Below are 25481 nucleotides of genomic sequence, written 5' to 3' on the forward strand. Positions count from 1 at the left end.
TATCTTCACAGAAAACGGATGGGTGTGTTTAGGCGAAAGGCCGCCGGGGATAAAGCACAAAAAACCCCGCGACCGGTAAAGGTGCGGGGTTCTTTTGTTCAGGACCGATCTGCGATCAACCCAGAGACTTAGGCCAGAGCCGCGCGCACCTTTTCGGCAACGGCCTTAAAGCCGTCGGCGTCGTGCATGGCGATATCGGACAGAACCTTACGGTCCATGTCGATGCCGGCCACGTTCAGGCCATGGATGAATTGCGAATAGGTGAAGCCTTCCAGGCGGGCAGCGGCATTGATGCGCTGGATCCACAGGGCGCGGAAGTTACGCTTGTTGACCTTGCGGTCACGGTAAGCGTACTGGCCGGCCTTGTCGACGGCGGCCTTGGCGGTGCGGATGGTGTTCTTGCGACGGCCATAGAAACCCTTGGCGAGCTTCAAAACCTTCTTGTGCTTGGCGTGGGAAGTTACGCCTCTTTTAACGCGAGCCATTGTTCACTGTCTCCTTAGGCGTACGGCATGTAGGACTTGATCTTCACGATGTCCGGGCCGGACATTACTTCGGTACCCCGGTTTTGACGGATGTACTTCGAATTGTGAGAGATCAGACGGTGACGCTTACCGGCGACGCCGGCCTTCACCTTGCCAGAGGCAGTGATGCGGAAGCGCTTCTTGGCGCCCGACTTGGTCTTCAGCTTGGGCATTTCATGTACGGCTGGATTAAAGCCGCCCTCTATAAGGATTGAGACTCGCCCAGGCATGCCTTTTGGCCCGGCGGGTCGAAGCTCTCAAGCAGCGGAGCGGTAGAGCGCCGCGCAAGAACGGAGGCTGTTACAGGAAAAGGCCTGGCAGCGCAAGGACTGAATCGCAAAGAGAGTGCCGCCTTACCTCTTCTCCGCTGCGATAACCTTCTGGATCGCTTCGGCGCAGGGCTTGGTGACCTGGAATTTCGCCGTCGCCATCTGGGCGGCATTGAAATGGATATAGCCCCGGCCATCGGTCGGCATCCAGCCGTAGAAGCTGGCAATGCGCGCGATCAGGTCATTGGGCGTCGGTTGCGAGATATCGGCGCCGGCGTCATAGGGCCTGAAGACCGCGCCGGTTTCCTTATTCATCCACATCACGTCCCACAGCTCGGTCTGGTAAACATGCAGCAGCAGGCGATTGAAGCCATCCGTCCGCCAGGTGATTTCGCCGGCGCAGGCCTGATAGCTGAGATTATCGACCGGATTGAAGAAGGACCAGCCAGGCGTCAGGCTGTAGCGTGACTTGATCCGTTCCAGGCGCTGGCCCAGCCGGCGATCCTGGTTGGGCGATTGCAGGATGACGAGCCAGCAGGGTGCGTCTTCGCCAAGCGTGGCGGTGGCGACCCGGTTGAAACGCTCCAGCACCGCGCGCAGTTCGTCATGGTCGGCGGCCAGTCGGCGGTCATTGGGCAGGAAGTGAAAGCGCGTCAGGTTCCAGCCTTCGGCCTCGCGCAGCAGGTGCCCGACCGGCTGGCTGTTGGGATGAAAACGCAGCCAGTCGGCTTCAAAATTATCCATGCGCTTTTCGCTTCTGGTACTTGCCGAGCTGCAGGGCCAGCAAAGCGGCGGGCAGGGTGGTAATCGCGCCCATCCACACCGAGGCGTCCGGGCCGAACAGGCTGAAGGCATAGCCGGCGAACATAGGGCCGGTGATGCGGGCGATGGCGCCGGTTGACATGTTCAGGCCCAGCATGGCGCCCTGCTTGTCCGGCGGGGTCGACAGCGAAATGATGGCGCAGATCGAGGAGAAGATGACGGCCTGGCCGAGCGCGCCCAGCATGACAATGGGGGTGATTAGCCAGCCGAAAGGGTTCATGCCCTGAAGGACGAAGCTCAGGCCGAAGACAAACAGCCCTGCCGCCAGCACCCGGCTTTCACCGTAGCGCCGGGTTAGCGGCCGCATGAAGACCATCTGCATCAGGGCCGCAGCAATGCCGAGCGGCAGGAAGATGGCGCCGATTTCTTTCGGCCCCCAGTGGAAGCGCGCTTCCGCCCACAGGCCGAAGGTCGATTCCAGTCCTGCGAAGGCCATCATGTAGCACAGGGTGGACAGGATCAGCCGAAGGATTACCGGGCTCTGCAGGGCCTCCTGCGCCGTTTTCAGGATATTGGGCTGCGCGGCCTCGACCTTGGTCTTTCGCTGACGGCTTTCACGAATGAACAGCATGACGCCGAGCGTGGCGAAGGCCGAAAGCGTGGCGGCGCCCATCAGCGGCAGGCGGAACTGGTTGCCGCCGGCGGTGGTTTCATGGCTCAGTATCCCGCCGATAAAGGGCCCGATGATGAAACCGAGCGAAAAGGCGCCGCCGATCAGGCTCATGCGGCCGGCGCGTTTATCCGGCGGGGAAACATCGGAGACATAGCCTTGGATGGTCGAGATATTGCCGGAACTGAGGCCGCTGAAGAAGCGGATCAGGATGGCGATCCAGATATTCGGTGCGAAGGCCAGCAATATATAGAAGAGAACGCTGAGCGCCGTGGTGACGATCAGGATCGGCTTGCGGCCGATGCGGTCGGAAAGCCGGCCGAAATAGGGCTCGGCGAAGAACTGGCCGAGCGAGTAGGTGGTGAACATCAGGGTCACCTGCCATGCCTGGGCCTGCAGGCTCTGGGCGAAGAAGGGCATCAGCGGCACGACAATGCCGAAGCCGACCAGATTGACGAAAACCACGGCGAACATGGCGGCCAGGGGGCCGTTTTCATTCAGGAACAGGCGTACCTTGCGCAGCAGGCGGCCGCGAAAAAAGGTGCGCGTATCGCTTTCGTCTTCTTTGGCGTTTTCTTGGGCATCTTCTTCGACAAGGCGCAGTTGATCCGGTTCGGACAGCAAGGACTCGTCCGTGGACGCAATGCGGGTATCGGGTTTGGCCATGACGGGGGTTATAAATGATTTGCCGTCGATTGCGACAGTTTCTTTATCGCGAGTGCGTGAAGCCTGTGACTTGACTCTTTTAAAATGTTCTTGTTATGTTCCGTTATGGCGCAGAAAGCAGACATGACGGATCTTGATCCTCGCTGGAGAGATGGCGGCGACTTGCGCTGGCTCTATCTCGACATGAACAGCTTCTTCGCCAGTTGCGCCCAGCAGGATGAGCCAGAGATCCGCAACCGGCCGGTGATCGTGGTGCCGGTCATGTCGGACTACACCTGCGCCATCGCTGCCAGCCGCGAAGCCAAGGCGTTCGGTGTTAAGACCGGCACCCAGGTGAAGGAGGCGCGGGAGAAGATCCCCGGCCTGATTGTCCGCGAAGCCCGGCCGGATCGCTATGTCGATGTGCATAACAAGATCCTGGAACAGATCGATCAGGTCATCCCCGTCGAGAAAGTCTGCTCGATCGACGAGGTGGCGTGCCGGCTGATGGGCCCGCAACGGCTGGAGGCGCCGGCGCGGGCTCTGGGCCATCGCATCCAGCGGCGCATCCTGGAAAATGTCGGTGAATGCCTGACGGCCTCCATCGGCGTTGCGCCGTCGCGCCTGCTGGCCAAGACGGCGGCGGACATGAAGAAGCCGCTGGGCCTGACCGTGCTGCGTCAAGATGAATTGCCAGGGGCGCTGCTCGATCTGGAGATCGACGAATTCGCAGGCATCGGACGCTCGATGAAGACCCGGCTCAACACCGCGGGTATTCATACGGTCCGGCAGCTGTGGGATCTGTCGCCCTCGCGGATGCGTCAGCTCTGGCGCGGTATCATGGGAGAAAACTTCTGGTATGCGCTGCATGGCACCGATCCGCCGGAGATCGAAACTCACCGGGCCAGTATCACCCACGGTCATGTGCTGGCAAAGGAATTGCGGCCGGCCGAGCACGCACGCGGCGTGGCCCGGCGGCTGACGGCCAAGTGTGGATCACGGCTGCGGCGTATGGGCTATAAATGCGGTGGCTTGCACCTATACCTGCGCGGTGCGAATGGCGAGCGGCTGGAGGCGGCCACGCGTTTCGCCGTGACCTCGGACAGTTTTCGCATGCTGGAAGCCTCCGATGACCTGTGGGCGCAGTGTGAGCGCAAGCTGAAGGTGCCGCGCGTCAAGCAGATCGTGGTGACCTGCCTGCACCTGATCGAGGCAAGGGCCAAGCCTGACCTGTTCGGCTGGACGCCGGAGGGAGAGGAGGATGGCCGCCATATGAACCTGCTGTCGGCGCTCGATGGCCTGAACCAGAAGTACGGTAAGGATACGGTGACCATCGGGCCGCGCACCAAGATGCACGGCTTTGTCGGCGCCAAGATCGCCTTCAACCGCATCCCGGAACAGCCGGAATTCTGGGAATGATCAGGGGAGGATAATGACGAAGGTCTTCAGCACCGGTTCGATCACCTGCCACTGGCCCTGATAGCCATTGCGAAAGACGATATGATCACCGGCCTTTAATGTCACGGGCGGCTGGCCGTCCTCAGTGACGATGGCATGGCCTTCGAGGATGGTGCAGTATTCCCATTCGTCATAACTCACCCGCCAGGTGCCCGGCGTGGCGGCCCAGTAACCGGCATAGGTCTTCTCGTCCGGCGTGGTTTCCAGAAGCCATGAGGTGAACTGCGGATCGCCCGCGATCACACGTTCTGGCTTCGGGCGGTCGTGTTCCGGCGTGACAGTCGAGCGGTCGAAGGCAATGAATTGGGACATGGCGGGGCTTTCAGTGGTGTGAACTTAAAGTAAGATACCCCACCACCAACGCGCAAGAGCGCGTCGGTTCCCCTGCCCAGTAAACTGGGGAGGTATAAGAAGGCAGACAACAAAAAAGCCCCGCTTGCGCAGGGCTTTATCTGTTCCGATCCGGCGGCCTATTTCGGCGCCAAAATCATGATCATCTGCTTGCCTTCCATCTTCGGTTCGTATTCGACCTTGGTGGTGGGCTCGAAGTCGGCTTTCACCTTTTGCAGCAGCTTCATACCGAGTTCCGGGTGGGCCATTTCACGGCCGCGGAAGCGCAGCGTCACCTTGACCTTGTCGCCTTCTTCAAAGAAGCGCGTCATGGCCTTGGCCTTCACCTCATAATCGTGAATATCGATATTGGGGCGAAGCTTGATTTCCTTGATTTCAACGACCTTCTGCTTCTTGCGCGCCTCGGCCTTCTTCTTCTGTTCCTGGAAACGGAACTTGCCGTAATCGAGGATCTTGCAGACGGGAGGATCGGCGGTGGGAGAGACTTCGACGAGATCGAGACCGGCTTCTTCGGCGGCTTCCAGAGCGGCGGAGGTCGGCATAATGCCTTGCTTTTCGCCGGCAGCGTCGATCAACAGTACACGGGGAACCTTGATCTCATTGTTGATGCGGGGGCCGTCTTTGGGAGGCGGGGCTTGAATTGGACGACGAATAGGTCGTTCTCCTGAGTCTGTTAAAACGAATTGCGCGGATTATGGCGAATCAAGGGGTTTGTTTCAATCCCCTATGCGCCGGAAAGGTTAAATAGCCGCTTATATTTTGGGAATTGTTACCGTCTGTGGCGCTTTAGGCGCGATGCTTATGTAAGCAGCGAGCGGTAAATATCAAGGGTGCGCTGGCACATCAGCGGCAGGCTGTACTGCTCCAGAACGTGTTCGCGGCCCTGATGGCCCATCTCGAAGCGCTCGGTTTCCGGCAGGGTAATGGCGGCCTTCATGGCATCGGCCCAGGCGTGGGCATCGCCAGGCCTGACCAGCCAGCCGGTCTCGCCGGGGATGACGGTTTCGGCCGTGGCGCCATGATCAGCGGCGAGCGGCGGGCGCTGCATGGCCTGGGGCTCGACCGCCGTGCGACCAAAGGCTTCCGGTTCCAGCGAGGGCGCCAGGGCATAATGGCAGGCAGAATAGGCCGACGGCATATCATCGCAGTGACCGACCAGCTTGATGCGTTCCTCAAGACCGTACTTGTGGATGCTGTCCTTCAGCGCCTTCGTGTAGTCGCTGCGGCCCTGGTCATCCCCCACCATAATGATCAGGAAGTTGTCGATATCCTCATGGCGCAGCATATTGGCTGCCTCAACGATCAAGGCCTGGCCCTTCCATTTGGTCAGGCGCCCGGCCAGCAGAAAGCGGATGCGGCCGTCCCCCGAAAGCACGCCCCAGCTTTCCTCCATTTTCAGGATCTTGCGCACATCAAAGGCTTCCGGATCGAAGCGCTTCATATCGATGCCGCGCGGGATACTGATCACCTTTTCCGGCGACACACCGGGATAGGTTTTCAGGATATGGGCACGGGTGAAGTCCGAATTTGCAATGGTGATATCAGCCCGCGTCATCTGGCTGTTGTACCAGCGCTTCAGGCCTGATCTGGCGTTATAGATGCCGGCATAGGTGGCCACGCTGCGGATGCCCTCGGCTTTTGCCGCGCCGATGGCGGCCATGGCCGGGGCGCGCGAACGGACATGGACGATATCGATCTTTTCCTGCCGTATCAGGCGGCGAATGGCGTTTGCGTTCTGCCACTGGACGAAGGGGTTCTTGCTGTGCACCGGCATATGGATGACGGTGGCGCCTTTTTTCAGCAGGCGGTCTTCCAGCCGGCCGCCCTTGGTGGCCACAATCGAGCGCCCGCCCGCGGCGATCACAGCCTCGCTGACATCGACCACGGTCTGCTCGACGCCGCCCGTATCCACTTCGGGGACGACCTGCAGAACGCATGCGGTGAAGGTGGGCTTGGGCATAAGGCTCTTGCAGGACGAGGGCGGTATTGACTAAAACAGGCAATGAGCACGGAAATACCCCCATTACAAGCGCCGGTCCAGTGGCTGGATACCCCAAACGGTGACCGCCTCGCCTGGCGTCGCGTGTCCGGCAGCGGACCAACCCTCCTGTGGCTGGGCGGCTTTCTCTCCGACATGACCGGCAGCAAGGTCACGCGTCTGACCGCCGAAGCTGAGGCCCGCGGCTGGGATTTTCTCTGTTTCGACTATTTCGCCCATGGCGAGACCGGCGGGAACATCGCTGAGGCACGCGTCGGGCGCTGGCGGGACAACGCTTTGGCGGTGCTGGATCAACTGACCGATGGCCCGGTGGTGGCCATTGGTTCCTCCATGGGCGGCCATATGCTCTCCCTGCTGATGCAGGCGCGGCCCGAGCGCATCCAGGCGGCGGGCTTCCTGGCGCCGGCGGCCGATTTCGTTACGGCCCTGATCCAGCCCTCCCTGTCACCGGAGGATCGGCGCCAGCTTGAGATTTCCGGCGTCTGGATGATGCCGGGCTATGATCGGCCGGTGCCGTTGTCACAGGCCTTTTTCGAGGAAGCCCGGCAATATGAGGTGCTAAACGCGCCCCTGCCTTTCGATGGACCTGTGCGTATTCTACACGGCATGAAGGACGATGTCGTGCCGTGGCGTCATGGCCTGCGCCTGCTGGAGACCGTCACCACGCCGGACGCGCATATTCACCTGATCAAGGACGGCGATCATCGCCTGTCACGCCCGCAGGACCTCGACCTGCTGGTCGATATGGCGGCGGAGCTGCGCAGCTAGGCCATCCGCTCCTTCAGGTGCTCGCCCACGCGCAGGGCATTGGCCACGGTCGTCAGCGTAGGGTTGACCGACGAACTGGAGACGAAGAAGGACGTATCGACGACATAAAGATTGTCGAGATCGTGCGCCTTGCAGTTGACATCCAGCACGCTGGTGGCCTGATCGCGGCCGAAGCGCAGGGTGCCGCACTGGTGCGCTGTGCCGTAGAGCGGCAGCAGGGAATCGATCTGGAAGTGCGGCTCGAACAGGGTGTGCTGGCGCAGGGAAAAGCTTTTCAGGGCCTGTTCCAGCTTTTGCGTCAGCTTGAGGTGGGCCGGTAGATTGTTCGGCGTATAGGTCAGTTTGATCTGGCCGGTTTCGGTGACAGTGACGCGGTTCTCTTCGCGTGGCAGGTCCTCGGTCATAGTCAGGAAGGCGACCATGTGGCGGGCGATGTCATTGCTGAGAAAATCCGGGATCAGGGCGGGCGGCAGGATGTCGGAAATCTGGCCTTCCAGGGTCTGGCCGGACATATATTCCAGCAACTGGATCTGTCCCATCGGATAGGGATAGTCCTTGTCGCCGAAATAGAAGTCATTGACGGCAAAGGTCTTGGGGAAGGTCGAATCGAAGCGGTCGGCCATGATCGAGATGACCGCCGAGGTGGTGTGGAACATGTAGTTGCGCCCGACTAGACCGGAACTATTGGCCAGACCGTTCGGATGCGCGGCCGTGGCCGATTGCAGCAGGATAGCGGCGCTGTTGGCGGCGCCGGCGGCCAGGGCGTAGAGATCGCCGGTAAAGGTCTGGAGGCCGCCATCCGCGGTTTCGGTGACCACGCCGGTGACGGCCTTGTCGTGCGACTCGATGCGTTTGACCTTATGTCCGGTCAGGATGGTGACGTTCGGCAGGTCGCGGATGGGATCGATCACGATACTGCGGGCGTCGCTCTTGGCCTTGAGCAGGCAGGGATAACCGCCGCAGGTGGTGCAGCGGACGCAGTGCGAGGTCAGGGGATTGGCGTCATCGCGATTGACCCCGAGCGGCAGGGGTGACGGATGCCAGCCCAGGTCCTGGAAATGCTGTTTCAGCCGGGCGACGCCGGGATCATCCATGACCGGCGGATAGGGAAAGGGCGGATCGTCTGGCTGGTCGTTGGGGTCGATGCCGCGCTCGCCATGGACCCGCCACAGCTTTTCCGCCTGTTCGTACCACGGCGCATAATCGGCATAGGAAAGCGGCCACGCCGGGGAGAGACCGTCAGAGTGCTCCACCGCCTCGAAATCGCGCTTCTTCATGCGCATCAGGGCCGCGCCATAGAAGGTGGTATTGCCGCCGACCCAGTAGTTGGTATTGGGCGTGAAGGGCTTGTTGGCCTTGTCCAGCCATTGTTCCTTTGTGCGGTAGCGGTGATCGACGAAAACGGCCTTCGAGTCCCAGTTCTGCGGCTCGACCGGCAGCTCCTGGCCGCGCTCCAGGATCAGAATTTGTTTGCTGGTATTGGCTAAAGCATAGGCAAGTGTGCCGCCCCCGGCACCGGAGCCGATAATGATGATGTCGTAATGCGTGGATTCGGTCGCGGTGGCGGCTTGCGGCATTTGACTCTCTGGGCCTATTCTTTGAGTTGATACTTTTTGGCGCCCCAGCGGATCAGCGGGGTAATCAGGCCATCGGGCAACAGGGTCATGGCGGCGACGGCGATCTGGTTGAACAGGCCGGTGACGATGACCTCGCGGCCGGCCTCGTTGGCGCGGATGGCGGCCTCGACCACGGCCTCGGCGGTCTGGACAAAGCGCGCCGGATGCGTTTTCAGCACGGCGTCCATGCCATTGGCGTGCTGGAATTCGGACTCGGTCGAGCCAGGACACAGCGCGGTGACATGTATCCCCTTGGCCCCGACCTCGGCCGCCAGGGAGCGCGAAAATTTCAGCATGTAGGCCTTGGCTGCCGGATAAAGCGTATGACCGGAGGCGCCCGGCGAAAAGGCGACCATGGACGAGACATTGATGATCCGCCCAAAACCCTGTCCCAGCATGTCATTGAGCAGGCCATGGGCCAGCAGGGTCGGCGCCGCCACGCAGACCTCGATAAAATCTAGCTGCTGCTTCGCCGTGGTAGTGGTGAAGGTATGGGCCAGGGAATAGCCGGCATTGTTGATCAGGCCGTCGGGGCGGAGGTTCATCTCCTTGATACGCGCCAGCAGACTGTTTACCTGCGCACGATCGCCGAGATCGGCGTCCAGGCAGGTGATTTCGACGCCATGCGCCGCACGAAGCTCGGCCGCCAGGGCTTCCAGCCGGTCGAGGCGGCGCGCCACCAGGATCAGGTTATTGCCGCGTCGGGCATAGGATCGGGCAAACTGCGCGCCGATACCGGACGAGGCTCCGGTGATCAGGTAGGTACGACTCATGATGGCCTCCAGGGCGTACTTATAACTTAGAAGTTTGTCGGTCGGCTGCAAGCCCTCTTCGCGAGAGGCGATAGCTTGCTAATCCGCCTTCAAGTGACTCCATATGTCAGCCAGTCCCTCGCGATAGGTGAGGTAGCGCGGCCGCCAACCGAGTTCGGCCTTGGCGCGGGCATTGGAGACGCGCTTGTTGTCATTATAGAAGCGTCGCATCTTGCCGTTTAAGGACGGATCATCCCAGGCGATGACCGGCGGCAGGGGCAGGCCCGTCAGGGTGGCGGCATATTCCAGCACCGTGTCGGCGGGGGCGGGTTCATCGTCGCAGAGATTATAGATGCCGCTCGCTCTGGGGCGATCCAGGCTGGCCATCAGCGCGGTGGCGCAATCGTCATGATGCAGGCGGGAAAAGACGTGATTGGGTTTATGGATGCGCCGTGCTGTGCCGTCTTGCAGCCGTTCGATGACATTGCGGCCGGAGCCATACAGGCCTGGCAGGCGGAAAATGTGTGCCCCGACGCCGAGCCATTGTGTCTCGGCCACAACACGGCGGCGGCCTTCGGTGGAGGTCGGCGCAAGCGCCGAGTCTTCAAAAACCCAGCCGCCGCCTCGATTGCCATAGACGCCGGTGGTGGACAGATAGCCGACCCATTTTCCGGCCAGGTCGGACACGCCCAATGCGGCGAAGGCCGGGCAGCCATTCTCATCGGGTGCCGGGGTAATCAGCAGGGCGACAGATTTACTGACGGCTTCCGCCAGGCCGTCCGGATCAGCCGGATCGATGGGCGCAATGCCCTGTGCGCTTAGTTCACCGCGTTTTTCCGGTGTGCGGGCCGTGGCGGCGATATCGTAACCGGCGGCGCGGGCGGCATCGGCGAAGACGGCACCGATAAAGCCATATCCGAAGACCAGGGCCCTCGGTTTCAAGGGGCGTCAGACGCGAAGACACCGGCCGAGGCGTTTTCCGAGGCTTCGGCCGCCTGACGGTCTGCCGTCATCTTGTCGTTGCGGGCGCGGTCCTCTTCCTGCTTCTGGCGGCGGGCGTCGCGTTCGCGGACCATGCGGTAATAGTCCGGCTTCTCGATGGCGTGGCCGAAAGGCGCCGGTGATCTTTGCCCCAGGCCCTGCGGCCAGACAAAACTCAGCGCGATCATCAGGAGCGCGATCAGGGCGGCGGCGGGGTAGAAAATCTTGGGGTTCATGCCTGGCTTTATAGGCAATTTGCCGCAGTGACACCAGCCTCTTTTATTCGGCATATTCTGAGGCGTGGGCCTCTTGTGTGATGCGAATGTCACACCATATCGGAGCCATCGGGCCGCTGCCTTTTGAGGGGCGGCCGGAAATTCAATCCGCCGGAATGGGGACCCACAGACTATGAATATCGAAAAATATTCCGAGAAAACACAAAAGCTTATCCAGAGCGCCCAAGGGATCGCGCAGGCACGCAATCACCAGTATTTCACGCCGGTCCATGTGCTGAAGGCGCTGACCGAAGACAAGGACTCGCTGGCCAGTCAGCTGATCAATCTGGCCGGCGGTCGCGCCGACGCCTTTTCCGCTTCCGTTGACCTGGCGCTTGGCAAGCTGCCTGCCGTTACCGGTGGCGCGCAGCTTTATATGGCCAACGAAACCGCCAAGCTGTTCAATGACGCCGAGGCCGAAGCCAACAAGGCTGGCGACAGCTTCGTCACCGCCGACCGCTTGCTGATTGCCGCCGCCGACAACAAGGACGGCGCGGAGGCCCTGAAGGCCGCCGGCATTTCGCTCGGCAAGCTGAAGGACGCGCAGACCGCCTTTCGCAAGGGCAAGCCGGCTGACAGCGCCTCGGCCGAAAACGGCTTCGATGCCCTGAAGAAATATGCCCGCGACCTGACCCAGGCGGCGCTCGACGGCAAGATCGATCCGGTTATCGGCCGTGACGAGGAAATCCGCCGCACCATCCAGGTTCTGGCGCGCCGTACCAAGAACAATCCGGTCCTGATCGGTGAGCCCGGCGTTGGCAAGACCGCCATCGTCGAAGGCCTAGCCCAGCGCATCGTCAATGGCGACGTGCCGGAATCACTGAAGGACAAGAAGCTGCTGTCGCTCGATATGGGCGCCCTGATCGCCGGGGCGAAATACCGCGGCGAGTTCGAGGAACGCCTGAAGGCCGTGCTCAATGAGGTGACGCAGGCCGAAGGTCAGATTGTGCTCTTCATCGATGAAATGCACACCCTGGTTGGTGCCGGCAAATCCGATGGCGCCATGGATGCCTCCAACCTGCTCAAGCCGGCGCTGGCGCGCGGCGAACTGCACTGTGTTGGCGCCACCACGCTCGATGAGTACCGCAAGCATGTGGAAAAAGATCCGGCCCTGGCCCGGCGTTTCCAGCCGGTCTTCGTCACCGAGCCGACCGTGGAGGACACGATCTCGATCCTGCGCGGGCTGAAGGAAAAGTATGAAGTCCACCACGGTGTACGCATTTCGGACTCGGCCATCGTTTCAGCGGCCACGCTTTCCAATCGCTATATCGCCGACCGTTTCCTGCCGGACAAGGCCATCGACCTGATCGACGAAGCGGCCTCGCGCGTGCGCATGGCCGTCGATTCCAAGCCGGAAGAACTGGACGAACTGGATCGCCGGATCGTGCAGCTCAAGATCGAGCGCGAGGCCCTGCAAAAGGAAACCGATGCCGGCTCGAAGACGCGTCTCGAAAAGCTGTCCGAGGAACTGGAAGAGCTGGAAGAAAAGTCACTGGCCCTGACCACGCGCTGGAAAGCGGAAAAAGACAAGGTCGGCTCGGCCGCGCGGTCACGCGAGGCGCTGGATCGGGCGCGGATCGACCTGGCCAATGCCCAGCGCGCCGGCGACCTGCAAAAGGCCTCGGAGATCATGTACGGCATCATTCCGGCGCTGGAAAAGGCACTGGAACGGGCGGAAAATGCGCCGCAAGGCGAAGACTCGCCGCTGACGCCGGAAGTGGTCGACAGCACCCAGATCGCTCAGGTCGTCTCGCGTTGGACCGGTATTCCGGTCGACAAGATGCTGGAAGGCGAGCGCGACAAGCTGCTGCGCATGGAAGATGTGTTGCGCGGCCGCGTGGTTGGCCAGGACGAAGCCCTGACCGCCGTGGCGGATGCCGTGCGCCGGGCGCGGGCCGGGTTGAAAGATCCGAACCGTCCGATCGGTTCGTTCCTCTTCCTGGGGCCTACGGGTGTTGGCAAGACCGAGCTGAACAAGGCCCTGGCAGAGTTTCTCTTCGATGACGAGACGGCCATCACCCGCCTCGACATGTCGGAATATATGGAGAAGCACTCCGTTTCGCGCATGATCGGCGCGCCTCCGGGCTATGTCGGTTATGACGAGGGCGGCGCGCTGACCGAAGCCGTGCGGCGCCGGCCCTATCAGGTGGTGCTGTTCGACGAGGTCGAGAAGGCGCATCCGGACGTATTCAACATCCTGTTGCAGGTGCTGGACGATGGCCGTCTGACGGACGGGCAGGGGCGTGTGGTCGATTTCCGCAATACCCTGATCGTCATGACCTCCAATCTCGGTTCGGATGTGCTGGTCAATATGGAGCCGGACGGGGATATCGAAGCCGTGCGTCCGCTGGTGCTGAACGCGGTGCGCAAGCACTTCCGGCCGGAGTTCCTCAACCGGATCGACGAGATGATCCTGTTCCATCGCCTTGACCGGGTGCATATGCACGACATCGTGCGGATCCAGCTCAAGGGTCTGGAAAAGCTGATGGCCGATCGGGAAATGACGCTGAGCATTGACGATGCGGCGCTGAACTACCTGGCCGACAAGGGCTATGACCCCGCCTATGGCGCGCGTCCGCTGAAGCGGGTGATCCAGAAGCTGCTGGTGGATGAGATCGCCCGCAAGATTCTTGGCGGCGAGGTGACGGATGGCGATGTCATCCATGTCGGCTTCGACGGGGAGGACCTGACGATCGGCAAGCCCACCGTAAACTAATGGGGTGTGGGGTCTGTGACCCCACAAACCTTGCCTTACTCACTAAAAAAGCCTCGTCCAGGGACGGGGCTTTTTTAGTGAGTAGAGAAATCTTGGGGGCGCGGCCCCCAAACCCCGTAAGTCACGGGGTGTTCCGATTGGCAGTCCCTAGGGGAGTCGAACCCCTCTTTTCAGGTTGAAAACCTGACGTCCTAACCGATAGACGAAGGGACCGCATCGGCAGAGGCGGTTCTTTGGCCGATCCGGATGAAACGGTCAAGCCCTGCGCGTGCGATTTCCACAAGCATTATCAAAAAAGCCCACTCGGAGGAGCGGGCTTTTTGTTTTTAGTCGCGCAGCAGTTCGTTGATGCCGGTCTTGGAGCGCGTCTGGGCATCGACGCGCTTGACGATGACGGCGCAGTAAAGCGCCGGGCCGTTCAGGTTATTGGCCGAAGGCATGGCGCCGGCCACGACCACCGAATAGGGCGGCACTTCACCGTAGAAGACCTCACCGGTGGCGCGATCGACGATACGGGTCGACTTGCCGATGAAAACGCCCATGCCGAGCACGGAGCCTTCGCGGATGATGCAGCCCTCGACCACTTCCGAACGCGCGCCGATGAAGCAGTTGTCCTCGATGATGGTCGGTGTGGCCTGCAGCGGCTCCAGCACGCCACCGATGCCAACGCCGCCGGAAAGGTGCACGTTCTTGCCGATCTGGGCACAGGAGCCGACCGTGGCCCAGGTGTCGACCATGGTGCCCTCATCGACATAGGCGCCGATATTGACGAAGGACGGCATCAGCACGACGTTCTTGCCGACAAAGGCGCCGGCGCGGACAATGGCGCCCGGCACCGAGCGGAAGCCGGCGTCCTGATAATCCTTGTCCTTCCACTTGGCGAACTTGTTCGGCACCTTGTCCCAGAAGGGACCGATTGCGGCGCTGTCGAAGGCGTTATGGCCGGCGTGCATCAGCTCGTTGCCGTTCAGGCGGAAGGAGAGCAGCACGGCTTTCTTGAGCCAGTCGTGTGTGATCCACTGGCCGTCCTTCTTTTCCGAGACACGGAAACGGCCATTATCGAGCAGGCCCAGCACCTTTTCGACGGCTTCGCGGTAAGGACCGCGATAGGCGGGCGACAGGGTGTCGCGCGCATCCCAGGCGGCTTCGATATCATCCTTGAAGGCGGCGAGGTCGGACATGGTTGTGCTCATCTGATAGGGCTGAAAAAGATGGCTAGGCCTTACGGCGGGGAAGCCGCGCGATCAAGCCTTAATTCGCCTCAAGCGCATTCAGAAAGGCTTTCAGCGACGGGCCGCGGAAATCGACGTGGCTGTCGCCATTATCAAGCGCTTTGGGGCCCACGAGGATGGTCTTCATGCCGAGCTGATGCGCCGGCTTGAGGTTCTTCGGGCTGTCTTCGAAAAAGGCGGCCGTATGGGGATGGACCGCATGCACGGCCATCATCTTCTCGAAGGTCACCAGGGCGGGCTTGGGAATCCATTCGGCGTGTTCGAGATGGAAGACACCGTGGAACAGGTCGGCCATGCCCATATGATCGAGCAGGCGGATGGCGTGGCGCTCGTCGCCATTGGTGAAGACCAGCTTGCGGCCGGGCAGGGCGTGGATCATGCCGTTCAGGTCGGGATCGGGCGCCAGAGTATCGAGCGAGACGTCATGGACCTCGTTCAGGAACACGTACGGGTCGATATTGTGGTAGGCGACCAGACCGGCCAGGGTGGTGCCGTGTTCCTGGAGGTATTTGTCGCGCAAGACGGCCGCTTCCGTAGGGGCCAGGCCGGTTTCGCGCACCATGAAGGCGGCCATCTTCGCCTCGACCTGCGACATGATATTGGCCTCATGCGGATAGAGGGTCTGGTCGAGATCGAAGATCCAGGTATCGACGTGGGCGAGGGCAGCGTGCATCGGTCTCTCCCCCTCTCCCCGCGTGCGGGAAGAGGGCAGGGTGAGGAGCCTTGGACCGAGGCATAGCCCCTCATCCGGCCCGTTGAGCCACCTTCTCCCCGTAAACAGGGAGAAGGGACGTTTAGTCCGCCGTTATCAAAGTACCGGCGCCATGTTCGGTGAACAGTTCGACCAGCATGGCGTGCGGGCGGCGGCCATCGAGAATGACCACGGCCTCGACGCCGGCTTCCACCGCCATGATGGCGGTTTCCAGCTTCGGGATCATGCCGCCGACGGCGACGCCGGTTTCGATCAGGCCCTTCGCCTCGGAAATGGTCATCTGGCGGATCAGGTTCTTGTTCTCGTCGAGCACGCCGGCGATATCGGTCAGCAGCAGCATGCGCTTGGCACTGAGCTTGCCGGCCACGGCGCCCGCCACCGTATCGGCGTTGATGTTGAAGGTATGGCCGTCTTCCGATACGCCGATCGGGGCGATGACTGGCACATAGTCGTGGTTCGGATCATCGATCAGGGTGCGGATCAGCTTGTCGTCGACGTTTTTCGGTTCACCGACAAAGCCGAGATCGACGACCTGTTCGATCATCGAATCCGGGTCCTTCTTGATGCGCGTGGCCTTCTCGACCGTGATCAGGCCGGCATCTTTGCCGGAAAGACCGACACCGCGGACATCGGCCTCGCGGCCGGCCTGGGTGATCCAGTTGGCGATCTCCTTGTTGACCGCGCCCGACAGCACCATCTCGGCGATTTCCATGGTCGCCTCGTCGGTGACGCGCAGGCCGTCGACAAAGGTTGACTTGACCCCGGCGCGGCCGAGCATCGAAGAAATCTGCGGGCCGCCACCATGCACGACCACCGGATGGATGCCGAGCAGCTTCAGGAGCACGATATCCGAGGCGAAGATCTTGGCCGTTTCGGCCTCGCCCATGGCATGGCCGCCGTACTTGATCGTCACGATCTCGCGGTCGTAGATCTGGATATAGGGCAGGGCTTCGGCAAGGGTCTTGGCGTTGGCCCAGCCCTTCTCTTCGATGGAGTCGATTTCGGTCTGAATAATCATGCGCGCGCCATACAGGATACGTGTGTCGCTGTCATGAATTTTTTCAGGTTACGCTGGTTTGCGTAAGGAAAAGCGCGTGGCGGTCAGGGTGTCGGAGACGGCGCAGCTTTTGGAATCGACGAAATTCAGCGCCCGCATATGGGTGCGTACCGCCGATTCCGGCAAACTGGATGTGGCGCCCTTGGGATAGACGATCCAGACCGGGGCGTGCGGCAGGCGCTGGGTAACCTCGGCCAGCCCGGCATTCAGCTCGGCCGGGGTCAGGGCCACGGCGATGGAAAGGACCGCGTGCATGGGATCGGTGGTGACGGCATTGATCAGGGCGTCATTGAGCGGACCATCATCGACATGGCCCCAGACCAGTGCGCGATGGCCGGTATCGATACCCAGCTTCTGCGCCAGAGAAGGTGGCTCGGTCGTCAGTTTAACGAGCCATTTTGCCGCCTGGCCTTCCGGTAGGGCCAGCGCATAAGCCTGACTACCATGTTCGAACAGCAGTTCGTGATTGACCGCGCGTGGGTCTTTTAGTTCCGCGATGGGCAGGGTCTGTCTGAAGGCGCCACGCAGGATCAACTCGCGGCTTTCCAGCACGGCATGGACATGGTGATGTTCGTGCCCAACCCGCAGTTCGCTTTCGGCTTCCAGACCCATGATACGCATCCTCCCAGACATGAGAATATCACGTCCGCGATTGCGCGCAATTATCTCCGCCTTACAGGCTGACCTCGCAGGTCTGCATGATCTCGCGGCGCAGTTCGGGGATACCGAAGCCGGATTCCGATGAGGTGGCCAGCACAATCGGGTGAGCCGCCGGCCGTTTTTTGATAGCGTTCTGCGTCGCCTCGATCACATTCGCCAGTTCGGCCGGCTTGATCTTGTCGGCCTTGGTCAGGATGATCTGATAGCTGACGGCGGCCTTGTCCAGCGCATCCATCGGCTCGTTATCGACCGTTTTCAGACCGTGACGGGCGTCGATCAGCAGGTAGGCGCGCTTGAGGTTGGGGCGGCCGCGCAGGTAGTCGCTCCCCAGGTTCTGGAACTTCTTGACCGTGGTCTTGGAAGCGCGCGCCCAGCCGTAGCCCGGCAGATCGACCATATGCAGGGCGCTGTTGAGCAGGAAGAAGTTCAGCTCGCGCGTGCGTCCGGGTTCGTTGGAGGCGCGGGCCAGATGCTTCTGGCCGACCAGGGCGTTGATCAGCGACGACTTGCCGACATTGGAGCGGCCGGCAAAGGCCACTTCCGGCAGTTCATCGGAAGGCAATTGCGCCACCGACACGGCGCCCATGACGAAGGAGACCGGGCGGGCGAAAAGCACCCGCGCGGTTTCCAGTTCGGCCTCATACTGTTCGGCTTCCGACTCGGTCACGCCGCTTTCTTGTCCTTGTTCATCATCTCGCCCAGCTTCTTGAAGCCGGTATCTATGGGGTTCTCGACCTTGAGGCGGTGCATGATTGAATATTGCTGCAGGACGGTCAGGATATTGGACCATACCCAGTAGACGATCAGGCCGACGGCGACGTGTGCCATGAAGAAGGTCAGCATCAGCGGCATGAAGGCCAGCATCTTCTTCTGCATCGGGTCGATGCCGGTGGTGGCGCTCATCTGCTGGCTGAGCCACATCGAGCAGCCATAGAGGATGGCGACGACGCCGATATGCAGCGGGCCGGCGAGGATGGTGCCGATCAGCGGCACGTCAGCCGGCGTGAAGGGCAGCAGGCCGAACAGGTTGACGATCGAGGTGGTATCGGGCGCCGAAAGGTCCTTGATCCAGCCGAAGAAGGGGGCGTGGCGCATTTCGATGGCCAGTTGCAGCACCTTGTACAGGCCCCAGAAAACCGGGATCTGCAGCAGCATCGGCAGGCAGCCGCCGAGGCCGGCCATCGGATTGACCTTTTCCTCCTGATAGAGGGCCATGGTCGCTTCCTGCTGCTTTTGTGCGTCTTCCGGATAGCGCTTCTTGATAGCGTCCAGCTTCGGCTTCAGGCGCTCCTGCACCTGCTTCATCTTGGTCATCGACTCATAGGAGCGGTGGGCCAGCGGATAGAAGACGACCTTGACGATGACGGTCAGGGCCAGGATGGCGACGCCGAAATTGCCGATAAATCCATAAAGCTTATCGAGCAGCCAGTACATCGGATAGGTGATGAACTGCAGGCTGCCCCAGTCGGTGGCATAGCCGAAGCGGGCGATCTTCAGGTCTTTTTCGTAGGCCTGGAGTTGGGCAGTCAGCTTGGCGCCGGCGAAGATATGCGATTGCGAGGTCCAGGTCTGACCGGCGGCCAGGCTGACGGGCGCATCGACATAACCGGCGCGGAAGACCGGCACATTATTGATCAGGTTGGCCTTGGCGGTAAACAGGACGGATTGCGCCTGATTGGGGATGACGGCCGCCATCCAGTACTTGTCGGTGATGCCATACCAGCCGCCAATGGTGGCCTGATCCTGCATGGCCTTGGGATTCTTGTCCTTGGCCATGTCCTTGTATTTCAAGGAGTCGGTGCGGTAATCGCTCATGCCGTGCTTGTCGGCGGCCTTGGCGTAGGTGGCGACGGCGCCTTCGTGGACAACGGCATTCTTGCCGGCATCGGCGGGCATACCGCTGCGCATGACGACCGACAGAGGTTGGAAGCTGACGGCGGCGGCGCTGGCATTGCTCACCGCATTGTCCTCGGTGATCATGTAGTTGGCGTCGATGCTCAGGGTGCGGGTAAAGGTCAGACCGGCGCCGTTATTGTAGCTGAGAACGACCGGATGGCCGGGGCTGAGGACACTGCCACCGGTCTGGGTCCAGACGGTGTTGGCGTCCGGCATGCCGGGCACGTTCTGGGCGATATAGCCGGACTGGATATAGTAGGCATCCTTGGCGCCGGCAGGCGTCAGCAGCTCGACCGGATCGTTCTTCTTGTCGACGGTCTTGTCGTACTTGGTCAGGAAAAGGTCGTCGATCAGGGCGCCCTTCAGCGCGATCGAGCCTTTCAGCGAAGGCGTATTGATAGTTACGCGCGGTGTGGCGGCGATGGCCTGTTCGCGGGTCAGGGTCGTGGAGACGCCACTCATCGGCAGGCCCGCGGCCGCGGCGCTGGAAGAGGCAACGGCGGCGGCCTGTGCGGCGGCTTCGCGCTTCTTCTGTTGCGGTCCGAAGATGAAGAACTGATAGATTGCCAGCACGGCCATGCTGATAATCAGGAAATAGATCATATTCCGGTTGTCGGTATTGTTATTCATCGAACGGTCTTTGTTTCCTGAGTAGTGTCTTCGGGTTTGGGGGCCTTCGGGCGGGCAAGCCTTATCAGGGCGGCTTTGACATCGTCAAGTAAAGCCTTCCAGTCACGCGAAACCGTATCGGCGCGGGCGATCAGCACATAGTCGTGCCCGGGCAGGCCAAATTGCGGAATCATCGCTTCCGCGGCTTCACGCAGGCGGCGCTTGGCGCGGTTGCGCACTACGGCATTGCCGATCTTCCGCGTAGCGGTAAAGCCGACCTTTATGGCGTCATCGTCGCGCTTTTTTGCCTGCACGACCACGCCTGGGCGTGCCTGCCAGGCGGCCTTGCTGGCGGCCAGAAACTCTGCGCGGACTTTGAGACGGGGGATCATCGGGGCTTTTTGTCTGCGCTACCGCTTCGCGGCCTAAGCGCTCTAAATGGAAAGCACAGATCGGAAATACAAGAAGAGTCCTTAAGCGACTTAAGGACTCTTCTCAAATTCACAGCAATGCGAAGGCGCTATTAGGCCGTCAGGCGCTTGCGGCCCTTGGCGCGGCGGCGGGCGACGATCTTCTGGCCGTTCTTGGTGGCCATGCGGGTGCGGTAGCCGTGGCGGCGCTTGCGCACGAGGCGGCTCGGCTGATAGGTACGTTTCGTTCCCATAGGGGGCTCCGATTGGTTTAGGCGGGCCCCGTTCAGGGCCGGAATTGCGTAAAGAGGCGCGTGGATAGTCCAGCCACACGGCCTTGTCAATAATATTTGGCCTGAATCCGCTAAAATGCGACTGATCCGCCAGATTTCTGCTATATATACAACGAGACCACCACAGATCAAAGGTTTACGTGTTCGATCCGGGCAAGTCAGGCGAAAACTTCATGAGGCCGGAGAAGCCCCGCAGACCGGAACGGCGCGCGGGATTCTATGCCGAGCGCCTGAGCCATGCTGCGCAGGTGATTGCTGCCTTTTCCGTCAAATACGGCGTGCTGGGCTTCCAGCTGGCGCGCAAGTTCGTCTTCAGCCTGTCCGGGCAATTGCTGATCCTGACGGCCATCTTCATTGCCATCGTCGAGGCGGTGATCGTTATTCCGTCGCTGGCCTCCGATCATGAGCGCTGGCTGCTCGACCGCGTGCGCCAGGCTGAGCTGGTGTCGCAATCGATCGATGTGGCGCAAAATAACGCCGTCTCCAAGGAAGTCTCCAACCAGCTGCGCCGCAGCGCCGGCGTGCTCTATCTGGCGGTCGAGATCAATGGCGAGAGCTACCGGCTTTATGATTCCCGCGTTGGCGTGCCGGAAGAGGTGTTGGATCTGCGCCAGTCGCACAAGAACCTGTGGCATGACATTCTCTATCTGTGGGCGCCGTGGAAAACCTTCATGGGCCAGCCGGACCGGCTGATTCATATCGTGGCCCAGCCCAAGGTGCGCGGCGGCCAGGAAATCGAGATCGTCGTCAAGGCCGAGCCGCTCAAGACCTATCTGAAATCGAGCCTCGGCAGCATGTTGCGGGTGTCTCTCAGTATCTCGTTCCTGGCCGGTTTCCTGGTCTTCCTTGGCCTGTCGGTCTTTATCGTGCGGCCGATCCGCCAGCTGACCAAGGGTATTGTCCGCTTCAAGTCCAATCCGGAAGACGCCACGGCGGCGCCACGTCCCTCCGACCGGATGGACGAGATCGGCCAGATCGAACGCGAAATGGCCTCCATGCAGGAAGAGGTACGCCAGGCCCTGCGGTCACGCGCGCGTCTGGCCGCGCTGGGCCAGGCCGTTTCCAAGATCAATCACGACCTGCGCAATATGCTGACGGCAGCCCAGATGGCTTCCGACCGTCTGGCCAATTCCGCCGATCCGACCGTGGCCAAGGCCCTGCCGCGCCTGGAACGCGCACTCGACCGCGCGGTCTCCCTGGCGCAGAACGTCCTGACCTATGGCAAGTCCGACGAACAGACGCCGCAGATCCAGATCGTGCGCCTGAAGGAACTGGCCGAGGCCGCCGCGGAAGACGCCGGGCTCATCCTGGCGAATCTGGCACCGGAAGGCGTGCGCTTCATTTCCAAGGTGGCCAAGGGCTTCAATCTGGAGGTCGATCCGGAACAGCTGCACCGGATTCTGGTCAATCTGATGCGCAATGCCCGTCAGGCCATCGAGTTGCAGCCTAACCGCAAGGCGCGCGGCCGGGTAACGCTGACGGCGATCAAAACCAGCGAGGAAGTCCTGCTGATCGTTGCGGACAATGGCCCCGGCATTCCGGAAAAGCTGCGCGAAAAGCTGTTCCAGCCCTTTACTTCCAGCTCGACGCCGGGCGGATCGGGGCTTGGCCTTGCCATCGGCCGCGAACTGGCGCAACTGCATGGCGGGGATGTCCGGCTGGTCAGCACGGGCACCGACGGCACGACGTTTGAAGTGCGCCTGCCTCTTAAGGTTTAGGCCTTTAAAAGTTTAATGGAGTAAATGCGTGGAATTCGAGGAACTGTTGGAACTGGCGCGTGACAGCTATGTCGATCAGTTCGTTGATTTCGTCGATAAGCAGGCGTCGTTGCATGATCAGGGGGCGGCGGAGGTCAAGTTCGTGATCGACGGCGACAGCGAATTCTACCGCAACTATTACTGCACCGATTTTGCCTCGAATGACGGCGAAGGCCAGATCATCGAGCTGGCGCCGGACGAGGAAGTGACCTTCGACCCGGTGGAGGTGTCGCTGGGTGAAATGGATATGACGGTCAGCCGGCTGGTGTGGAATGACGTGACCATCGCCTCCAATGACCGGCCCCTGCAGGGCGGCGATTTCGAGGAGTGGTTCGAGACCTGGTTCGATCCGGAAGAGACGAGCTTCGATCCCGATACGCGCTTTTCCGCCTGCATACACTCGCTGCGGGTGACGCCGGAGCAACTGACGGTCGATCTTGGCACCGCGCCGGTGACGGCCCTGGCAGACCTGCTGATGCGGTTCGAGAGCCTGGGCTGCCGTTCGCTGACGGTCAGTTGATCAATCGCGCCACATACTGCGGCACCACCTGTGTGGCCGGGCCGAGAATCTTCTCTGCAAACTGGCTGTGACCCAGCGAAGGCTCCAGGTTAAGCTCCACCGTATGGGCGCCAGCTGACCTGGCCGCCGAGACAAAGCCTGCCGCCGGATAGACATTGCCCGATGTGCCGATGGATATGAACAACTCGCAAGCCTCAAGTGCCTGTTCGATACGGTCCATTTCCAGCGGCATCTCGCCAAACCAGACGATATGCGGCCGCAGGTCTGAAGCCACGGGAATATCGGTCTGCCAGTCTTGCACCGCGCCGGTAATCAGGTGGCGCGCCTTCAGCAGTTCGCCATGCATGTGCAAAGGCGGGAGGGCGCCTGCAGCGGCATGGGCGCGGTCATGCAGATCATCGACATTCTGTGTCACCACCAGCACCTCATGGGCGGGATCGGACGCCAGCCGGGCCAGGGCGTGATGGGCGGCATTGGGCGAAACCTCCGCCAGCTGCCGGCGGCGCATGTTGTAAAAGTCCTGCACCAGCGCTGGATTGGCCGCGAAACCTTCCGGTGTCGCCACGCTCTCGACGCTGTGGCCGCACCACAGGCCATCGGAGGCGCGAAAGGTCGGTACGCCCGATTCCGCCGATATGCCCGCACCGGTCAGGACGACAATCTTCATTTTACAACAACACCTTCGCGGCGCGGATCGCTGCCGCCGTCGAACGAGCCATCCGGCTGGAGAAGGATGCCGTTCAGGCCCGATTCCTCGCCGGCCAGGGGCGACAGCCTGTAACCCATGCTTGTCAGACCATCCCAGACCGCCGGTTCCATGCGCGGTTGCTCGATGCGGATGGTATCGCCGCGCGCCATGACGATGGGCAGGTTGATGGCGTCCTGCATGGCAAGCTTCCAGTCGAGAATGCCGATCAGGGTTTTCAGGTTATAGGCCAGAATCGCCGAGCCGCCCGGCGAGCCGACCGCCGCGATCACCTTTTTGCCGGTAGAATCGAAGACGATCACCGGCGACATGGAGGAGCGCGGGTGCTTGCCGGGCGCAACGCTATTGGCTATGGGCAGGCCATCCACGGTCTGCGGACTGAACGAGAAGTCGGTCAGCTGGTTATTGAGGAAGAAGCCTCCGACCATCCGGCCGGTGCCGAAATAGCTTTCGACCGTCGTGGTCATGCTCAATACATTGCCGTAGGTGTCACGTATAACAAAGTGCGTGGTGCCGCCGGGTTCCAGCGTCTTGTCCATCGCCACCTTCATTGCCAGGTCGCCGGCCTTGGGCGCGGTGTTGGCCGTCCCCACCTGAATCAGGGACGAGCGGGCCTTAAGATAGTCCGGGTTCAGATAGGCGTCCTGCTGCGAGGCGAAGAGATCGGTATCGGCCTCATACTGGTCGCGGTCGGCATACATCAGGCGCTCGGCCTCGATAACCACCTGCCACGACCGCGGATCGTGCACGCCCCATTCGGCCAGAGGCTGCGATTCGGCGATTTTCAGGCCCTGCAGCAGGGCGATGCCGCCGGAAGGGGCGTTGTTCGAGCAGACAATATAGATGTGATAGGTGATGCAGACCGGTCGTCCGGCATAGTTGCCGACGGTGGAGTAAGGGCTGGTGGTGGTAACCTTGACTTGATAGCTCGCCAGATCGTCCAGGCTCATGCCGCCCGGCAGGGGGGCTTCGTGCGTCTTGGCGATAATGGCTTCGGCGATCGCCCCCTTGCGGAAGACATCGCCGCGCTGGCTGGCGAAGGCGCGCAGGGTTTCGGCATAGGCCGGGTTCTTCATGAGGTCGCCGGTCTTGCGAAAACCGCCCTGACCGTCACCGAAATAGGCGATGAAGTCCGGCGTGTGCTTCTCGGCAAAATCGACATTTTGCAGATAGTTGCCCAGGCGCTTGGTGACCGTAAAACCATTGTCTGCCAGAGCCTCAGCCGGCGCGAACAGGCTGGCCCACGCCTGATTGCCGTGGTCCTTCTGCGCCTGGTCAAGCAGGAACATGGCGCCGGGGACGCCGGTGGCGCGGCCGGAAACCACGGCATCCTTGAAAGCGAGCGGTTGGCCATCCGCACCCATGAAAAGGTCCGGCGTGGCGGCAGCCGGGGCGGTCTCGCGGCCATTATAATCGCTGATCTTGCCGGTCTTGGCGTCGTACCACAGCATGAAGGCGCCACCGCCGAGGCCGGAGCTTTGCGGCTCTATCAGACCCAGCACGGTCTGGACCGCCACAGCGGCATCGGCGGCCGTTCCGCCGCGCCTGAGCACGTCCATGCCGGCTCGCGCTGCTTCCGGTTCAGCGGCGACCACGATGGGCTCGACGCGTGCCTTGTCATGAACGGGCAGGGTGGCGCAGCCGGAAAGGATCAACCCGATGCCTGATATAATGAATAGTTTCAGGGAGACAGGGCGCATGGGAGACTCCAGGGGCAGCGGATACCGGTTCTATATAGGGGTATGAAGGGCTGCGGGCAGGGCGATCAACAAAAAATCGTCAATTCGGTGGAAAAAGTGCCAATCCGGCCTTGCCTTTGCCGCGAAGCTCAACTAAATGTCCG

At 61.3% G+C, this 25481-nt stretch carries 26 protein-coding genes and 1 tRNA gene; 5 read left to right on the plus strand and 22 right to left on the minus strand.

Annotated elements, in window-relative coordinates; genetic code table 11:
• Nucleotides 1–128: 128 nt before the first annotated feature.
• From rplT to QM647_RS12500, 4 genes are all read right to left on the minus strand, one after another.
• Nucleotides 129–485, minus strand: a complete 357-nt coding sequence (gene rplT / locus QM647_RS12485) for a 50S ribosomal protein L20 (protein WP_414995854.1) — start codon at nt 483–485, stop codon at nt 129–131.
• A gap of 14 nt (nt 486–499) precedes the next feature.
• On the minus strand, nt 500–697 hold the full coding sequence (rpmI, locus tag QM647_RS12490) for a 50S ribosomal protein L35 (RefSeq protein ID WP_414995855.1): 198 nt from the start codon (nt 695–697) through the stop codon (nt 500–502).
• A gap of 180 nt (nt 698–877) precedes the next feature.
• Nucleotides 878–1537: a hypothetical protein gene (locus QM647_RS12495; protein ID WP_414995856.1), complete on the minus strand. Its 660-nt coding sequence runs from the start codon at nt 1535–1537 to the stop codon at nt 878–880.
• Nucleotides 1530–2891 (minus strand): MFS transporter, encoded by a 1362-nt coding sequence (locus QM647_RS12500; protein WP_414995857.1) that lies wholly within the window; start codon nt 2889–2891, stop codon nt 1530–1532. Before QM647_RS12500 ends, QM647_RS12495 begins: the two co-directional genes overlap by 8 nt.
• Nucleotides 2892–3014: 123 nt before the next feature.
• On the opposite strand from QM647_RS12500, the gene QM647_RS12505 reads away from it, so the two are divergent.
• Entirely contained in the window at nt 3015–4289 is a 1275-nt protein-coding gene (locus QM647_RS12505; RefSeq protein ID WP_414995858.1) for a Y-family DNA polymerase, read from the plus strand.
• Here the strand turns inward: QM647_RS12505 and QM647_RS12510 are convergent, their stop codons facing one another.
• The 3 genes from QM647_RS12510 to QM647_RS12520 all read right to left on the minus strand — a co-directional run bounded on the left by QM647_RS12510 (nt 4290) and on the right by QM647_RS12520 (nt 6639).
• Nucleotides 4290–4640, minus strand: a complete 351-nt coding sequence (locus QM647_RS12510) for a cupin domain-containing protein (RefSeq protein WP_414995859.1) — start codon at nt 4638–4640, stop codon at nt 4290–4292.
• Nucleotides 4641–4798: 158 nt separating this feature from the next.
• Nucleotides 4799–5320 carry a translation initiation factor IF-3 gene (gene infC / locus QM647_RS12515; RefSeq protein WP_414995972.1) on the minus strand — a complete coding sequence of 174 codons (522 nt, stop codon included), beginning with the start codon at nt 5318–5320 and terminating at the stop codon, nt 4799–4801.
• 158 nt (nt 5321–5478) lie between these two features.
• On the minus strand, nt 5479–6639 hold the full coding sequence (locus QM647_RS12520) for a glycosyltransferase family 4 protein (RefSeq protein WP_414995860.1): 1161 nt from the start codon (nt 6637–6639) through the stop codon (nt 5479–5481).
• Nucleotides 6640–6681: 42 nt separating this feature from the next.
• Here QM647_RS12520 and QM647_RS12525 point away from each other — a divergent pair, with 42 nt between their 5' ends.
• Nucleotides 6682–7446: an alpha/beta hydrolase gene (locus tag QM647_RS12525; protein ID WP_414995861.1), complete on the plus strand. Its 765-nt coding sequence runs from the start codon at nt 6682–6684 to the stop codon at nt 7444–7446.
• Here QM647_RS12525 and QM647_RS12530 read toward each other — a convergent pair.
• From QM647_RS12530 to QM647_RS12545, 4 genes are all read right to left on the minus strand, one after another.
• Nucleotides 7443–9023: a GMC oxidoreductase gene (locus tag QM647_RS12530; RefSeq protein WP_414995862.1), complete on the minus strand. Its 1581-nt coding sequence runs from the start codon at nt 9021–9023 to the stop codon at nt 7443–7445. The two genes, QM647_RS12525 and QM647_RS12530, sit on opposite strands and share 4 nt — an antisense overlap.
• Nucleotides 9024–9037: 14 nt before the next feature.
• Entirely contained in the window at nt 9038–9835 is a 798-nt protein-coding gene (locus QM647_RS12535) for an SDR family NAD(P)-dependent oxidoreductase (RefSeq protein ID WP_414995863.1), read from the minus strand.
• 78 nt (nt 9836–9913) lie between these two features.
• Complete coding sequence (locus QM647_RS12540; protein WP_414995864.1) at nt 9914–10756, minus strand: SDR family oxidoreductase; 843 nt, start codon at nt 10754–10756, stop codon at nt 9914–9916.
• Complete coding sequence (locus QM647_RS12545) at nt 10753–11031, minus strand: hypothetical protein (protein WP_414995865.1); 279 nt, start codon at nt 11029–11031, stop codon at nt 10753–10755. Before QM647_RS12545 ends, QM647_RS12540 begins: the two co-directional genes overlap by 4 nt.
• A 172-nt stretch (nt 11032–11203) precedes the next feature.
• Here QM647_RS12545 and clpB point away from each other — a divergent pair, with 172 nt between their 5' ends.
• On the plus strand, nt 11204–13786 hold the full coding sequence (clpB, locus tag QM647_RS12550; RefSeq protein ID WP_414995866.1) for an ATP-dependent chaperone ClpB: 2583 nt from the start codon (nt 11204–11206) through the stop codon (nt 13784–13786).
• A gap of 138 nt (nt 13787–13924) precedes the next feature.
• Here the strand turns inward: clpB and QM647_RS12555 are convergent.
• From QM647_RS12555 to rpmH, 9 genes are all read right to left on the minus strand, one after another.
• Nucleotides 13925–13999: transfer RNA gene (locus QM647_RS12555), tRNA-Glu, on the minus strand.
• Between the two features lie 113 nt (nt 14000–14112).
• The gene (gene dapD / locus QM647_RS12560; RefSeq protein WP_414995867.1) at nt 14113–14967 is read right to left on the minus strand and encodes a 2,3,4,5-tetrahydropyridine-2,6-dicarboxylate N-succinyltransferase; all 855 of its coding nucleotides are present in this window, start codon (nt 14965–14967) and stop codon (nt 14113–14115) included.
• Nucleotides 14968–15037: 70 nt separating this feature from the next.
• On the minus strand, nt 15038–15691 hold the full coding sequence (locus tag QM647_RS12565) for a pyrimidine 5'-nucleotidase (RefSeq protein WP_414995868.1): 654 nt from the start codon (nt 15689–15691) through the stop codon (nt 15038–15040).
• Nucleotides 15692–15812: 121 nt separating this feature from the next.
• Nucleotides 15813–16748 carry an acetylglutamate kinase gene (gene argB / locus QM647_RS12570; RefSeq protein ID WP_414995869.1) on the minus strand — a complete coding sequence of 312 codons (936 nt, stop codon included), beginning with the start codon at nt 16746–16748 and terminating at the stop codon, nt 15813–15815.
• A 48-nt stretch (nt 16749–16796) separates the two neighbouring features.
• Nucleotides 16797–17399 carry a hypothetical protein gene (locus QM647_RS12575; protein WP_414995870.1) on the minus strand — a complete coding sequence of 201 codons (603 nt, stop codon included), beginning with the start codon at nt 17397–17399 and terminating at the stop codon, nt 16797–16799.
• A 61-nt stretch (nt 17400–17460) separates the two neighbouring features.
• On the minus strand, nt 17461–18114 hold the full coding sequence (gene yihA / locus QM647_RS12580; protein ID WP_414995871.1) for a ribosome biogenesis GTP-binding protein YihA/YsxC: 654 nt from the start codon (nt 18112–18114) through the stop codon (nt 17461–17463).
• Nucleotides 18111–19973 carry a membrane protein insertase YidC gene (gene yidC, locus QM647_RS12585; protein WP_414995872.1) on the minus strand — a complete coding sequence of 621 codons (1863 nt, stop codon included), beginning with the start codon at nt 19971–19973 and terminating at the stop codon, nt 18111–18113. The genes yihA and yidC overlap by 4 nt, the downstream gene beginning before the upstream one ends.
• Nucleotides 19970–20344, minus strand: coding sequence for a ribonuclease P protein component (gene rnpA, locus QM647_RS12590; protein WP_414995873.1), 375 nt, complete (start codon nt 20342–20344; stop codon nt 19970–19972). The genes yidC and rnpA overlap by 4 nt, the downstream gene beginning before the upstream one ends.
• A 131-nt stretch (nt 20345–20475) precedes the next feature.
• The gene (rpmH, locus tag QM647_RS12595) at nt 20476–20616 is read right to left on the minus strand and encodes a 50S ribosomal protein L34 (RefSeq protein ID WP_018080783.1); all 141 of its coding nucleotides are present in this window, start codon (nt 20614–20616) and stop codon (nt 20476–20478) included.
• A gap of 212 nt (nt 20617–20828) precedes the next feature.
• Here rpmH and QM647_RS12600 point away from each other — a divergent pair, with 212 nt between their 5' ends.
• Nucleotides 20829–22373 carry a sensor histidine kinase gene (locus tag QM647_RS12600; protein WP_414995874.1) on the plus strand — a complete coding sequence of 515 codons (1545 nt, stop codon included), beginning with the start codon at nt 20829–20831 and terminating at the stop codon, nt 22371–22373.
• 28 nt (nt 22374–22401) lie between these two features.
• A complete protein-coding gene (locus QM647_RS12605; RefSeq protein ID WP_414995875.1) occupies nt 22402–22932 on the plus strand; it encodes a hypothetical protein in 531 nt (176 codons plus the stop codon).
• Here QM647_RS12605 and QM647_RS12610 read toward each other — a convergent pair.
• Nucleotides 22925–23599: an NAD-dependent deacylase gene (locus tag QM647_RS12610; RefSeq protein WP_414995876.1), complete on the minus strand. Its 675-nt coding sequence runs from the start codon at nt 23597–23599 to the stop codon at nt 22925–22927. The two genes, QM647_RS12605 and QM647_RS12610, sit on opposite strands and share 8 nt — an antisense overlap.
• Nucleotides 23596–25338 (minus strand): gamma-glutamyltransferase family protein, encoded by a 1743-nt coding sequence (locus tag QM647_RS12615; RefSeq protein WP_414995877.1) that lies wholly within the window; start codon nt 25336–25338, stop codon nt 23596–23598. The genes QM647_RS12610 and QM647_RS12615 overlap by 4 nt, the downstream gene beginning before the upstream one ends.
• Between the last annotated feature and the right edge of the window lie 143 nt (nt 25339–25481).

It is taken from the genome of Asticcacaulis sp., from assembly GCF_047605585.1.
Lineage (GTDB): Bacteria > Pseudomonadota > Alphaproteobacteria > Caulobacterales > Caulobacteraceae > Asticcacaulis.

What these genes read in the sequence shown, in the direction of transcription:
- rplT (WP_414995854.1), bottom strand. Translation starts at nt 485, where the DNA reads ATGGCTCGCGTTAAAAGAGGCGTAACTTCCCACGCCAAGCACAAGAAG.
- rpmI (WP_414995855.1), bottom strand. Translation starts at nt 697, where the DNA reads ATGCCCAAGCTGAAGACCAAGTCGGGCGCCAAGAAGCGCTTCCGCATC.
- QM647_RS12495 (WP_414995856.1), bottom strand. Translation starts at nt 1,537, where the DNA reads ATGGATAATTTTGAAGCCGACTGGCTGCGTTTTCATCCCAACAGCCAG.
- QM647_RS12500 (WP_414995857.1), bottom strand. Translation starts at nt 2,891, where the DNA reads ATGGCCAAACCCGATACCCGCATTGCGTCCACGGACGAGTCCTTGCTG.
- QM647_RS12505 (WP_414995858.1), top strand. Translation starts at nt 3,015, where the DNA reads ATGACGGATCTTGATCCTCGCTGGAGAGATGGCGGCGACTTGCGCTGG.
- QM647_RS12510 (WP_414995859.1), bottom strand. Translation starts at nt 4,640, where the DNA reads ATGTCCCAATTCATTGCCTTCGACCGCTCGACTGTCACGCCGGAACAC.
- QM647_RS12520 (WP_414995860.1), bottom strand. Translation starts at nt 6,639, where the DNA reads ATGCCCAAGCCCACCTTCACCGCATGCGTTCTGCAGGTCGTCCCCGAA.
- QM647_RS12525 (WP_414995861.1), top strand. Translation starts at nt 6,682, where the DNA reads ATGAGCACGGAAATACCCCCATTACAAGCGCCGGTCCAGTGGCTGGAT.
- QM647_RS12530 (WP_414995862.1), bottom strand. Translation starts at nt 9,023, where the DNA reads ATGCCGCAAGCCGCCACCGCGACCGAATCCACGCATTACGACATCATC.
- QM647_RS12535 (WP_414995863.1), bottom strand. Translation starts at nt 9,835, where the DNA reads ATGAGTCGTACCTACCTGATCACCGGAGCCTCGTCCGGTATCGGCGCG.
- QM647_RS12545 (WP_414995865.1), bottom strand. Translation starts at nt 11,031, where the DNA reads ATGAACCCCAAGATTTTCTACCCCGCCGCCGCCCTGATCGCGCTCCTG.
- clpB (WP_414995866.1), top strand. Translation starts at nt 11,204, where the DNA reads ATGAATATCGAAAAATATTCCGAGAAAACACAAAAGCTTATCCAGAGC.
- dapD (WP_414995867.1), bottom strand. Translation starts at nt 14,967, where the DNA reads ATGTCCGACCTCGCCGCCTTCAAGGATGATATCGAAGCCGCCTGGGAT.
- QM647_RS12565 (WP_414995868.1), bottom strand. Translation starts at nt 15,691, where the DNA reads ATGCACGCTGCCCTCGCCCACGTCGATACCTGGATCTTCGATCTCGAC.
- argB (WP_414995869.1), bottom strand. Translation starts at nt 16,748, where the DNA reads ATGATTATTCAGACCGAAATCGACTCCATCGAAGAGAAGGGCTGGGCC.
- QM647_RS12575 (WP_414995870.1), bottom strand. Translation starts at nt 17,399, where the DNA reads ATGGGTCTGGAAGCCGAAAGCGAACTGCGGGTTGGGCACGAACATCAC.
- yidC (WP_414995872.1), bottom strand. Translation starts at nt 19,973, where the DNA reads ATGAATAACAATACCGACAACCGGAATATGATCTATTTCCTGATTATC.
- rnpA (WP_414995873.1), bottom strand. Translation starts at nt 20,344, where the DNA reads ATGATCCCCCGTCTCAAAGTCCGCGCAGAGTTTCTGGCCGCCAGCAAG.
- rpmH (WP_018080783.1), bottom strand. Translation starts at nt 20,616, where the DNA reads ATGGGAACGAAACGTACCTATCAGCCGAGCCGCCTCGTGCGCAAGCGC.
- QM647_RS12600 (WP_414995874.1), top strand. Translation starts at nt 20,829, where the DNA reads ATGAGGCCGGAGAAGCCCCGCAGACCGGAACGGCGCGCGGGATTCTAT.
- QM647_RS12610 (WP_414995876.1), bottom strand. Translation starts at nt 23,599, where the DNA reads ATGAAGATTGTCGTCCTGACCGGTGCGGGCATATCGGCGGAATCGGGC.
- QM647_RS12615 (WP_414995877.1), bottom strand. Translation starts at nt 25,338, where the DNA reads ATGCGCCCTGTCTCCCTGAAACTATTCATTATATCAGGCATCGGGTTG.